At 38.5% G+C, this 13,517-nt stretch carries 10 protein-coding genes; all 10 read right to left on the reverse strand.

Annotated features, from left to right (window positions below; translation table 11 throughout):
* Window positions 1-1,792: 1,792 nt before the first annotated feature.
* Window positions 1,793-2,407: a hypothetical protein gene (locus ASG85_RS06935; RefSeq protein ID WP_060645742.1), complete on the reverse strand. Its 615-nt coding sequence runs from the start codon at window positions 2,405-2,407 to the stop codon at window positions 1,793-1,795.
* 89 nt (window positions 2,408-2,496) lie between these two features.
* The gene (locus ASG85_RS06940) at window positions 2,497-3,219 is read right to left on the reverse strand and encodes an NAD-dependent deacylase (protein WP_060645743.1); all 723 of its coding nucleotides are present in this window, start codon (window positions 3,217-3,219) and stop codon (window positions 2,497-2,499) included.
* Window positions 3,220-3,382: 163 nt separating this feature from the next.
* Window positions 3,383-4,102, reverse strand: a complete 720-nt coding sequence (locus ASG85_RS06945; protein WP_060645744.1) for a hypothetical protein — start codon at window positions 4,100-4,102, stop codon at window positions 3,383-3,385.
* Window positions 4,103-4,584: 482 nt separating this feature from the next.
* Complete coding sequence (locus ASG85_RS06950) at window positions 4,585-5,325, reverse strand: Fic family protein (RefSeq protein ID WP_060645745.1); 741 nt, start codon at window positions 5,323-5,325, stop codon at window positions 4,585-4,587.
* A gap of 191 nt (window positions 5,326-5,516) precedes the next feature.
* Window positions 5,517-6,497, reverse strand: coding sequence for an NERD domain-containing protein (locus tag ASG85_RS06955; RefSeq protein WP_060645746.1), 981 nt, complete (start codon window positions 6,495-6,497; stop codon window positions 5,517-5,519).
* Between the two features lie 376 nt (window positions 6,498-6,873).
* Window positions 6,874-8,376, reverse strand: coding sequence for a hypothetical protein (locus ASG85_RS06960; protein WP_156396466.1), 1,503 nt, complete (start codon window positions 8,374-8,376; stop codon window positions 6,874-6,876).
* Window positions 8,377-8,452: 76 nt separating this feature from the next.
* On the reverse strand, window positions 8,453-8,899 hold the full coding sequence (locus ASG85_RS06965) for an SMI1/KNR4 family protein (RefSeq protein WP_162257242.1): 447 nt from the start codon (window positions 8,897-8,899) through the stop codon (window positions 8,453-8,455).
* Between the two features lie 17 nt (window positions 8,900-8,916).
* Window positions 8,917-9,477: an HNH endonuclease gene (locus ASG85_RS06970; RefSeq protein WP_060645749.1), complete on the reverse strand. Its 561-nt coding sequence runs from the start codon at window positions 9,475-9,477 to the stop codon at window positions 8,917-8,919.
* Complete coding sequence (locus tag ASG85_RS06975; RefSeq protein ID WP_235550079.1) at window positions 9,471-12,737, reverse strand: ATP-binding protein; 3,267 nt, start codon at window positions 12,735-12,737, stop codon at window positions 9,471-9,473. The genes ASG85_RS06970 and ASG85_RS06975 overlap by 7 nt, the downstream gene beginning before the upstream one ends.
* A 286-nt stretch (window positions 12,738-13,023) precedes the next feature.
* On the reverse strand, window positions 13,024-13,515 hold the full coding sequence (locus ASG85_RS06980; RefSeq protein ID WP_060645750.1) for a hypothetical protein: 492 nt from the start codon (window positions 13,513-13,515) through the stop codon (window positions 13,024-13,026).
* Window positions 13,516-13,517: the final 2 nt, after the last annotated feature.

Below are 13,517 nucleotides of genomic sequence, written 5' to 3' on the forward strand. Positions count from 1 at the left end.
TAATCTAAAATCTACTCCAACCCAATCCCCAAAACCGAACTCCCTAAATCCAAATGCTCCCGATCCAGCATCACCTTCACCTTACCCACTCGCCGTTTCTCCCGCCAATCTCTAAGCTCCTCTTGTTCAGAATTAATATACCCTTGCTAAAAAACCCCCCTCAAACCCGCATTCCACCGTTGCATGCCTTAATAAACTCTTGCTACAAATCAGTCATTTCCCCCATTTTTTCACCCAACTTTTCTATCACAACTCTATTCAGTTTCGTAATAATGTCTTGATAGAAATGCCGGATAAATGCTGGAGAAAACGCATGGCATTGCCGGAGGAAAGGCATGATCAATCCGCCGAAGAGCCTGCAAAAAGATCGGGAAAAGGTTTGGGTAAAAGCGATTGAGGATTGATTGAGGAAGTGATTGGGGAGGTTCTGGATCGGGTAAATGCAGGAATAGCAAGGGTTTCAGGTGCCGCGGCGAACTGATCCCATCCCCTTCGTATTTATCCTGGCAAAAGAAAAACCGAGCGATCTCAGGGATATGACCTGGATCTTACTCGGTTGTTTTTATCCTTTATTGGGCTTTTAGTTGGGTGAAGAATTGGGTGATTTCTGCTGGCTTTCTCATGCACTCACCCTTTGTAGCACGGCTTTATTATGATTTTAGCAGGACTTTATTTGTTATATCAGAAGTTTATTTGTTGGTTACATCATTTCGTACAAGCAGCGCAACCGACTCCACATGCACCGTATGCGAGTCAAAAAGCGAGTTTTATAGAGACTGTTATAGTCGGCTGGAGCCTTGATTTTACTGGGTTTTTGATGTTCGCATTATGTTCGCTTAGGCTCGTTTTGTTAGTTTAGGAGGGAGTTTTTCACCAATTTCACACCAACTTTACACCAGTTTTACACCAATTTTTTCACATCAATAATTACACCCGGATTTACAACATATTTACACCAATATTTACACCAATAGCACCAAAAATGGCACATTACTGGATACATGTTCCCAGAGAAACATGCATGGGTTCATGTATAGGAGATATGAATATCATTTTGGGTGCATGTAGGTTTACACCAAAACTATACATGTACCCAAAGAGATACATGATGTTAAAAACCGCGAAAATACATACTTCACAGGGTAATTCATGTTAATTTTTGGTGAAATACTAAGAATATCAACACCAATTATTAACGCTTCTCCCCAATAATTTCTTTTACCCAAGGCTGCAGAATGTAGATATAGCAAGGGCTTAAGCGACTTTCGTCACCCATTTGTCACCAATATTAATTGGTGACAAATGGGTGCATGTATAATGTGAACATTTTGCCCTAGTGAATGTAATCCTCCTCGGTATCTTCAATATTGAGTTCGAGGCAATAAGTAATCGAAACTACAGGATTGATGGGTTTAACCATCACCTATCGTTCTTATAAACCATTTACAGACATCCTTTGAAACGTGAAAGAAACGCAATAAAAACAACCAGAGCAGGAATTTGAAATCCCTGCTCTGGTTACTAAACTTATTTATTTAGGTTACGTGACACATTACCCTCAATTCTTTGAGTTAAAAGTCCACTCAACTCGATAAACCTCATCTAAGTTCTTAACAGCCGCGGATGGCAAAGGTCTGAGATCATCAAGCTCTTTTTTCAAAAGATCTATTTTAACAAAATTCATAATCCCCATCTTATTATTACCACTTTATAACAGTAGTTTTATTTAGACGGTGATTGCACTTAGCCATATCCCGCTTTAAGTTTTAATGCTTCGATACTTGCCCGGCCCCTAGTTGATTAAATCCCCTCCTTCAAGTACAAGATAGTGACCAAAACATTCATTTGTATATTCTAAGGGTACTAATTGAAAATCGGTATTGGTCATCAAGGGTATTCCCTTTGCATTTGCTGAGCTAAAATACAACAAAACGTCAACAATATCTGGGCAATTATTATATAGTTTTCTAATAAAACGCAATAAAGTTTCTAAGTTTGATGCTAGAATAGAACCAGCAGGTGCTAATGGCTTTTTTATTCCCCGGTTAGACAGATTCCCCGAAGCAACCTTTAGGAAACTATCCCAATCGGTGTAAAAATCCTTGTACCACTCATCTATATAATGACGGAGAAATTTATGTCTATTTAATTGCTCAGGTCTTAATTCTAGATTTGTTATTTTCCATTTGCTTTCAATTAAAAAAATACGCTCTCTAGACATTATTATCGAATCGAATTCTCCAAATCCCGCCCGGTCTTCTCCTCCACTGCGACCAAAACTTGGGCGATAAAAAACTTTGCATTCATCACTTGGTGTAGAGTCATTTAGTTTAAAAAGGATATCTGACATCCTGTTTTTTATGGCCCAAAACGTTAAAGCATCTTCTCCGTATCCAAAAATGTCCAATCTACGACCTCCTCAGATAAAGGTAATAACTTAATATTAATAAATTCTACTAACCCATAGATTCATCTATTTCACCATCATTCCTTTCATCACGATTTCTCTAATTTTTGATCAGCCTTACTTAAGACTTCACCTATTGATAAGTTGATTACCAAATCTGCATATTTATCAAGTGGGGTAGGATCATGATTGACTATAACAAGTCTGGTACCGCATTGTTTAGCTCGCTTGGGAAGTTGATTGGCCGGACTTACCTGCAGTGAAGAACCTAAAACAATAAACAGGTCAGTGCTCAGTAATAAATTCTCAGCAAAGTCGATTGATGCTTGTGGCAGCATCTCTCCAAAGAGGACAACATTCGGCCGAATAAATCCTCCACAATTGCAAGAATTCCTTTCAACCGGCGGAAGATAAATCTGAGATTCAAAATGTTTATCGCAACTCATACAACGTAGTGTTCCGAGATCGCCGTGAAGCTTTGCAATTCTTTTATTGCCGGCTTGTTCATGATAATTCTCCACATTCTGCGTAATGATTCCTTTGATCAATCCTTTACTTTCCCATTTCGAAAGAATATGATGACCTTCATTGGGCTGATGGTTCATCATTTCTTGGATACGCCATTGATAAAACCTAATAAACTCAGAACGATTCGAATTAATTGCCTCAATATCCGCCAACTCAATGGGATTACGATTATTCCACATTCCTCTGTCTGCTGAGCGGAAATCTTGAAGTCCGCTTTCCGTTGACATACCAGCACCAGAAAAAATCACAGTCGAACTTGCTTCCTTAAGCAATTGCGTTAGCAAATTGATTCCCTCCTTAAAGCAGTCTTCGTTCGATTGTAATTCCTTTTATTCGGTATCCGTTTCCCATCTTTTAGCTGTCGAATAGCCCCCACTATCGTCAATATGCGGAATCAATACGATTTCCGGAATTCAACTAATTCACTATAATAATTAAGCCCAAAAACTACGAATTCCGATTTAATATCTGTTTAATCCGATTCGTTGCTGCTTCTCCTAGATGCTTTTTCCTTATCCAGTTAATCGGGTGGGACGGCCAATTATTCTCTAGAGAAATAACAATTTTATCTTTATAATTATTGACTGACGATTTTCTCATAATTTCATCTACTTGACGAGAAAATTTCCCTTGCAAGAATCCCATGATGACAAAAGGCGATTCTTCAAAAATTCGGAGTATTTTATCTGAATATACATTTTCATCTTCTAGAAATCCTATAAATGATTGATCTTGTGTTTTAATGATTGTTTTTATCTCCTGATGATACAACTCAGCTTTTTCACCATTGGGACACACCGCATTAGATGTATTAAAAATTTTAACTTTTCCATTCAAATTATTAACATCGCCGAATGCTGTCTCAAGGGATTTAATAAGGTTTATCATTGTCGGGTCTGGAAAACCCCAGTGTGTAATTGTATCTCCTAGTTCATTGAAACCTCCCCCCGATTCAAATGCACTCCAATGAGGATGTTCAATAAATCCATAAGATCCAGGATTTGTCATAAATACACTACAAATCACTTGGGAACCTTCTCCAAACTGTACGTAAGTGTTATCCCTGACCATATAGCAAATTCCATCATTGTCTTTATGGTAATCTACAACTCCGTTGGAAAACCTCTTCATTCTGCCATAAACCCGTTGATTATATTTTCTAGGCATTATTTCTTTACCGCCCTTTCAAATGAGAGTTAATTTCCATGATTTAATTACATGACCTTGATGCGGTAAATGTCTTGCCACAACCAACAGAACACCCCGCTCCGGTTAGTACAACCATTTTTTTGAGAGGGTGATGATTTGGAGCTACTTCTTTGTGAAACATATAATATTCTCCTTTCTTATCTGAAAGGTAACACATAAATTCAAGGCAAAATCACTATATCATAAACAATTTATATTCACTGTCGGATTATGTAAGGGCTTTAGAAGAGTGAGCTCCACCTTGGCGAATTGGTTTCTTTGGAGTGGAAGAATACTGATTGGGTAAGCAATGTATTGTAATACATTGAAATTCATATTTCTATTGTATGTATCTAACAATGGAGCTCTCGTGAAAAAATGTAATTAAAAACAGCCAGGGAAGGAATTTATATTTCCTTCTCCGGCTGTTAATCATGTTTATATAAATTAAATAACACAAGTCACTTTACCGCACCTATGTACTTTTGCAAACTATCTTCAACACATTCGGAAATTAATTGTATGAATGGTTTTAATTCATTTCGTATACTGGCTATTTCCAAAGACTCATAATATTTCAATCGAGCTTCATTTGCAGCTTTAACAATAGCCGGCGGAAACCCGTATTTCATTAAAACTAAATTCATTAAAAGTCGTGCTGTACGGCCATTACCATCAGAAAAAGGATGTATGTAAACAAATCGAAAATGAAATTCCGCGGCTAGTTCAACTGGATGTAATTTATCTTTGTGTTCATCATACCATTGTACCAACTGTTCCATTTTTTCAGAGAGCGCTGCAAAATGTGGAGGGGTATGTTGCGAACCTGATATCATAACGTTAATCATCCGATATCGCCCTGCATTCTCATCATCAATGTTCTTAAGTACTAAATGATGAATTGATTTTATGACATATTCAGTTAATTCAATGTTTCTGTTTACTACATCTTGCACGTAATAAATCGCTTCTGAATGATTAACAACCTCAAAATGCTCACGCAGCTTTTTACCGCCGATTGTTAATCCTTCTTCTAATACCAATTTAGTTTCTAAAAGTGTTAATGTGTTACCTTCAATCGCATTAGAGTTGTACGTCCACTCGACTCGATAAACTTGCTCCAAATTTCTTACAGCAGCCGCTGGCAAAGGACGTAATTTATCTAATTCACTTTTTAAAAGATCTATTTTACCAAAGTTCATATTGCCCCTCCCTCCTTACCTTTATTACCATTATATCACAGTTAAAAATAATTAGACGTTGACTAACTACTCTCGAAATAAGTCTTCTTCTCCGTCTTTCAGATCCATAAAAGTCTATGATTTATGAATACTTTTCATCACCCCTGGGTTAGAACGCATCCAATCCATCTTATACACTCAAACCAAGTTTTTTACCCATTAAAAATGTTCAAAATTGCACTACCATACTTCTCAACCTTTACCTTCCCAAAACCCTTTACCTCTAATAATTCATTTTCAGATCTGGGATATTTCGCAATCATATCATCCATCTCAGCATTGTTAAAAATATAATACGCCTTGATTTGCTCCTCTCTTGATGTTTGCAGCCTGTATGCCGTCAGTTCTTCACGAACTGTTTCTTCACTTTTTCTTTGTAAGTTATCATTTGAGAGTTGATATTTTGCTTCGAAATCCATGTCTAATGGAGTATTAAGTTTGGTAAGCAAGCTAGCGATATCATACATATCCTTCTCTGCCAGATCATATTGATTTGCCTTATCATGTTGGTACTTCTCTAGTGTCACCTTAATTTGGTCATACTTAATTAGCGTCCTTTCGATCTCCACAGGACATTTATACTTCTTAATAATCGTTTTTGGATTAGCCATAACCACAAGTGACAAGATAGGCATATTGTTGATTTTCAGCTCTTTTGAAAGAACATGTTTAAGTATATCAATGTGTCTCTTATTTTGAGTGACTGGACTATAGATTCCCTCTTTGTACTCTTTTCCAACTTTGTTCTTCAAGGTTCTTACGAAGTTACCGTCCGAGTCAATCGATATATTACCACTTAACTTCTTGGTCTCAAGGATGCATGTAAATTTGCTTGAAATCACTACAAAATCAAGTTGAGCAACGTAGTCTTCATATTCCAACCTAACATCATGAAGGCAAAGTACAGGTAAGAATGAATTTTTCAATTCAAAATAGACATTATTCTCACCATCTATTCCGTATTTAAGGAGTTTTATATCCCTCTCAATATTGTCTTTTTGATCTACTTCGACAACCTTATTAAAAAGTTCGTTCAAAGCTATTAGTTGATGATTCTCTTTTGTGAAGTCTTTTACGAATGTTGGGCTTTGAATTGTGCGTTTTTGACCAAATAGTTTACTTAATAATGACATAACCTATCTCCTAGCATTGTGGTTTAAGTTTGATTAGAAGTAGTTATCACCTAACTTTATAGTAAAATTATACCATGATATTTTCTATAGCCAACACTAAAAGACACTTAGGATTAATCCTGTAGCATCTGACCCTGCTAAGAATAACAATATGGAGAATACATTACGGTTAAGCAGAATCATACATATTTATATTATGATAAAAAAAGACTCAACCATGTTGATTGGTTGAGCTGAATTCCGCTGTCAGGCAAGACAAATTTCACAAGCACTTTTGTTGGTTTCGGTAAAAATTCCGGTATGCGAGTCGATCCGACTGAAGCCTTGATTTTACTAAATTGTTCGACTCCTGCACTAATGATATTTTTGATATTCCCTACAATGATGACAAGACACCTCTAACGATATTCATCATTTCGCGCGTTTCAGCAACGAGCCTCTCAAGCAGTTCGTCCTGAGGTAACCCATTTATTTTCTTATTAAATAGTTTACGTTTTGAAGTATGGCTGGGTTTAAACCCTCTCGTTCGAAGATGATTGCCAATCGGGTCAACCGCGTTGATTAAATTTGAATGAACTAATATTTCTGGTATTTTCGCGGGGTAAAGTCCCCATCTTATTTCTACGTCAAGATTTGGTGTGACATGTATATGAGCATCACAATGTAAATCACCCCAATGTTCCTCATCAAACCAAAAATGAGCGTAAGAGAATCCATCACGAGTTACTGAATAAAAGGAACCGTGTCTTAAATTCGGTTCCAAAGAAGATAAGCGTACTGCCACTTCTTTCAACAACTTGATTTCCGGAGACACTTCTCCATTTATACTTAACTTTATTTTATGGGAGAAAGACTCCATTTCCATAGTAGGTTTTTGCATAAGTTCTTCAAATTGTGGTCGTGGTTGCTTTGTGTAGTCTGGTAGCAGAATATCACGGACGAATCGATGAAGTTCTTCTAATGACAATGCTCCATTTCCAAAAAACGGCATTGCGTAAATATGAAAAGTTTTATGAGGGAGCTTAACAGTGATTGTGTATGCATGGTTTCTCGTTTTTAATCTAGTGAATTGAATGTCTTGATCCGGAAAGAAACGCTTGATGAGATCCAGCTTGCTCTCTAATACTTCACCTATCATAATCAGAAAACGCGCTTTACTATTTACGATTAAATCCTTTAATAACTCAGCTCTACGCTCAGCTAAAATATAAGCTGCTTTCTCCCGCTCATTAGGGTTAAAAAAATAGGCATCCATATATTGACGAGCAGATTTCCCTAATAAACCGTATTCTTCAAACCAAGTATCCTGATTCGGCCGCGGCAGCGGGCGCCAGTCAGTCAGTGCAGTCTTTACGCCCTCCACGGATTTTTTAAACAAATGATTCTTGATATACTTGTCAATTATACCTAGATCTGCATTCTTTTTTTGAAACCAATCCTGTAGTGGCTTGTCTTCATTCCGATGATCTAGCGCCAAGCATATGCGGGCTATATAATTGAGAAAGGGGGATGGCGGAACTTCAACCTTCTTCTTCAGCTTTCCATCACGAGCAATAATGTATCTCTCGATTTTGCCCTCACCGTCCTTATCATTCTCTTCCCAAAAACCGTTTTCCCAATCCCCATTTAGACAATACGTATATGCTTCTTCTCCATGAAGCTCATCGTGATGTAGTACTTGAGGATCTGTCTCTATTGCTTTAAGTAGTGCATCTACAGTCTTCTCATCCTTACCATACAGTCGAAACCTAGCAGCAGTGTGAGCCTCAATTTCCTCCGGGTAACCACCTGTCCCTTCTTCATTCCCCATAACAATAATATCGGCATCCATGTGTGGGCCACATCCAATATAGGCATTTAACTTCTGCAGTTGTTTCATGGTCAACCTCATAATAAGCTCCTCTTCTCTTAATAGTAAAACGCTCGCCTGTTAAGCGAGCGTTCATTACTTAGTCTTAGTCATGTAATTTCCCCAACATCTCACTGAAAGAACCGCACACAAAACTGATTGCGGTATTTTTATCTTGCTGTGACTTTTCGTGGTCCCAATACACAATTACGGGTGAGTTGCCGTAACGGTAATCAAAACAAAGATAATTACCGAATGGGTCATCAGCAAAAGGGTAGATCGATTGCGGCAAACGATCTTTTATCTTTTCATAAACATCTATAACATGCATATCCTCTTCTGAATTTAAATGAATCAAAGCATTCATAACTGAACCTTTGTGACCCTCAAAATCAAAAATATCAGGTATAGGCTGCCCGCCATTATTATGTAACACACACTCAACGTAGTCTCTGGGGAAAGAAATATTTAATTGCTTCTCTACACGTACTACATCTTCACGTGACAGCTCTTCTTTTGCCAAAATCCATTGTATTCCATTAGTGTGACCCAACTTCTCTTCCCCTCCAATCATCTATAGTCTGAGCCGCCGCCCCATATTGACCGTCCGCCGGTATGGGCCGTATTTTCATGCACTGACCTGTCTACAAGCTGCATGACACCGGGCTGCTCGTTATGATGCCAGACATAACCTTCCGGCACTTTCCCGTTGTTAATCTGCTCAATTTGCCTGTCAGAAAACTTGGCAAGCAAATCTGGATTTGTGTTGATTTCATTCTTCAACCCTTCTGTTGCCGTCTTGAATTGCTTGGCATCTGACTCCTGATACAATGATTCATCTAACTTCATCTCATATGTAACAGGGAACTCAGGGAAAACGCCACTAAATATTCCCTCATCTGTTTGTATGACTTTTTCATTAAAAGGAACATTAGTCTCAGCATGCTCAGAGCCGGATAAATCTTCATTTCTTGTTTTTAAAATAATAGGCTCGTTGGCATCATCAAAACTTCTAATATGTTCAGGTTTTATATCCCGTGCGAAATTCGGCACGTCGACAGATACTCGATTTACCCCTTCTTTGGACAAGTCCAAATTGCCTGCAGCTAAAGTGGAAAGAACTTCTAACATATCTTGAGTCCTCCCTTCCTTGTATTTTCTACCCATACATAATAAAAATCTCTAAACCCAGCATCTTCTTGCGCCTTGTCTTGTAACAGACATTGCATCAATGCCCTTTCATAGTCGCCATTTGCAGAGAAATCTATATATTTCCTAAGTCCCTCAATAAAACGTTGACTCCATTCCGATATGCTTCTGGCTTCTTTGGCATAGCGAATTAAGGCCGCGTTTTGCGGAATTAGGGCTGCAACTACAGCGGATAATTCTACAAACTTATCCTTCTCCCACCAGTCCATTTGAGAATTTGCATCATAATTCTTTAACTCTAGAATGAGTTTTTGTTTTAAGGAATGATGAATGGAAATGCTCATTAGCCATTTTTTCAAGCAGTCCGACTCTTCCGCATTTACATCAATTTGATTATTTTCCAAGACTCTTCCGCGCAGTAACAACTTAAACAGTTGACTCAGCATCGCTTTATCTTCAGCAGTGTACCATTCTCTAACAGGATTAGGTTGAATGTAAGATTGATAATTCGTAAAAGCACTTACCTCACAAAGCACCGGCTGTAACCAATTGTTTTGATAAATTGCCGCTACTCCGGTCCGAAGTTTTGGTAGTTCGTTGATTTGATTCTCATTCAGGTTGGCTGTCTTTCCTACTTCCATACGGTCTACTTCATCGGGCAATCTCAAAATGATTTTTGTATTGGTGTTTCTAATAACGGAACGGTCCAACAAACTTGGCGCTTGGTCAGCAATAATAAAACCTTCCCCATATGTCCTCATCTCTGCGATTGCATTAGAGATCATTTCAACTGATTTTCCCTGCACATTCGTACCTTCTTGACTTTGATCGGAAGATGTCCGGCGCAGTAAGTGATGAGCCTCTTCAAGAACAGTAATATGTTTAAGCTCGCTGTTTAAACCTTCTTTAAGTGACATCCGGTATTCTTGAAGTCTAGTAAATAGTACGCCCATGAGCAGCGCCTTTGTTTCTACGGAACCGACACGGCTTAAATCGACAATACAGTTTTTATCAAAAAGAATTTCGCTATCAATTTCATCATCCGTAAATATTTTCCCAAACAATCCATTGGTAAGCGACTTAACTCTAGTAACTAAAGCACCAATATAATTATTTTTTACTTCTTCCGAATACGCCGATTCCTTAATAACCTCAGGAAGAACGTTCAATAAATCATGAAAAGTAGGGTACCGGGCATCCTGTCCGAAATGATAGGATTCTTCTATATCCCACCCCGCAGAAATATAGGCCCTCTCAATCGCTTCTTTCAATACGGCAGGCATTGCAGCGTACATCGACCAGCAGGCATTGAAAATTTCAATAATTCGGTCAATATGCTCTAATACATGTACTTCAGAAGGAAATCGGAAAGGATTAATGCGCAGCAGCTCCGTATAATTCGGATTGGTGCCAAAGACGCGCACATCTTTTCTTCCGCCAAAAATATTCTTATATTCCCCTTTTGCAGGCTCGATAACGAGAAAATGAATATTCTTCTTCAAAAGCTCATTTAACATTTGATAAATTGTGTTGGATTTCCCTGAGCCCGTTGAACCAGTTATAAACGTGTGCATTGCTAAGCTATTGAGGTCAACATTAACATTGGTACTCTCGGATTTTCCCATATGAAAAATATTTCCCAAATGAAGTGTTGATGCTTTCTCCTGCTTATCATCATAGGTCATAACATTCCTGCCAAACTCTGCTGTCTCGATAACAGGAAGACCGCTAATCGACCTTTTCGGCAATCCAAATTGTATAGCCAGCTCCTTACCGTTAAGTAATGACCCAGGAGATACAAAGGGAAGGCTGAGTCCTGCATTCGCCTCCATCTCGATTAATGGATGGCTTAATTTTTTCAAATACTTACCGATTTCTAATAAATTCGGCTTGTTATTGTTATCCCATGTATTAATAAATGAATGCTCTACAGCCGAGTTCTCTCCCCGCATTATAGCTTTATAGGTGCTGGCTGCAACCCGAGAGGTCTGGACACTTGGAGCGATAAAATAACAGGCGCAATTCCACATTCCATAGTCTTCTGAACTTTTAAGGCGGATTAATTGCTCTTCAATCTTCTGCATTAAGTTGGTCACAGTTTTGTTCTCAAATTGGATTTGCAAGTTTCTCGAATTGCCTATCGTTTGTGTTTCCGAAAAATTATCCTGTGACGAGACTGAATCCGATCTACCGCGCATTTCCGACTTGCCGTCCGTTGAGGATTGGTTCGTTGTCTTGGAATTACTATCCGATGTCCCTTTTGTTGAACTTCCGATTAAAGCTCCTGCGGCCCCTGCCAATGCTCCTGCAGCTGCAGCTCCTACAGGTCCTCCTAACAAGAAGCCTCCTGCAGCCCCCAACGCAGCCAATGCTGCCCCTGTATTTCTCGTTGTTGATTGGTTTTTCGTATGGCTTTCCGATTCCGAGCTCCCCTGCGTATAGCTTTGAGTTCTGGTTAAGCTTTCATTAATAGTTTCAGTAACGCCCTTGCTCATCCCTTCAGAAATAGCAAGGCTATCACTAGAATTAAAGCTTAAATCGCACCTGGAGAAAGGAACTAATTGGGAATATAAATTTTCATAGCCCAGTTTAATTTCCTCAATCGTGCGGTAGGAAACAGAGTCTGCAATAAATACAGCCGAAAAGGTTTCCCCTTTCATTGCATCAACCAACTTTTCCAATCCTTGGACAAAGACGGCATTGTTCTGATTCTTAAGCGAGGGCACTCCGGAGACAGAAGAAATGCTCTTTTCATTTTGGGATAAGTCCGAATTAAACAAGTGGGAAATAACTTTCTCAATTTCGGTATTGGTTAAATTAGTCATTTCGCTGCCCGGAAAATTCCCATCAAAGCTTTTTCTCAGTGCTTCCTTAGCCGAATTAACATCGTTTTCTTTGGAATTGGTACGGGTACCTAAATATAAATTTGTATGATTGCCATCGCAATCGATAATCATGATCAATGAACCGTTTACATTACCCAATGTATTATAAATGCTGGAAAGCTTGTCTAAATTGGAATTGCTCTCTTGCTTATCAAACACCAATCTGTTCACTTTAAGCAGCCGAATATTGTTGCGTGTAGATAAATCACTGATATGTTTAGGAATAGCGACAACATTACGATGAGCAAGCTCACTTAAGTAATTCTTCTGGACAAAATCAATAGAAACCTCGAAGGCCTCCTCCAGATCTTCAAAATTCCGTCCGTCTATCTCCACCATATCAGAAATATTGTTCACTTCGTCACCTCCTACTTTAAGTTTCGCTTTGATTTTTTCTTTTGTCCGTTATACTCACTTATAAATGGAATATTAGCATTTCGGATAAACTCATCTAACTTTTCAGTATTCTTAATGAACTTGTTTCCTATGCTCTTACTTTCTGCAAACATCACCGAGCTAGTCGGAGTTTGACTTTCGTAAGATTTTATTGCTTCTCTCGGAGTATCTGCGGTTTTACTATTTTCCTTTGGCTTTTGGATTTCGTTATTGTTATCGATTTCTTTCCTTTTAGGGGCCTCTTCAGCTATTTTTTGTCCTGAAGAATGAATAATAGAAGCAGTATGATCAGTAGTCCTCCCAATGCCGCTATTATTAGCCATTTTTTGTTCAACTTTCCCTCTACTATGTCTCTTGATTTTGAAACTGGTCGTTGTGTAACTAGTTTTTGTGTTTGGGAAGGCGAAGTTTTTGCAGGTCCTCTATAGGGTCTAACCACTTTTCCTACTTCAATGATAAATAAGAATCTTTCTTTAGAAAAATTGTTCCTCAAGTCGCTTTTCAGCAGTCCTAGATAATCTGTCGTCCATTTACTCTTTTCACTTTCCATATGTTGATTATCATGTTTAAGCCATAGGGGCTCAGAGAGCCGGCTTGCCGCATATTCTGCGGCATCCGTCACTTCATTCCCTTCATTCGTTGGATTTTTGGAAAGATAGGTACTTAAACCAACCCTAACTTGCTCCATGTCGCCTTTACTTACCGCATCTCGTAAAAACGTTTGTGGCTGAAATGTCATCC

It is taken from the genome of Paenibacillus sp. Soil724D2 (assembly GCF_001427935.1).
In the GTDB taxonomy this organism is placed as follows: Bacteria; Bacillota; Bacilli; order Paenibacillales; family NBRC-103111; genus Paenibacillus_E.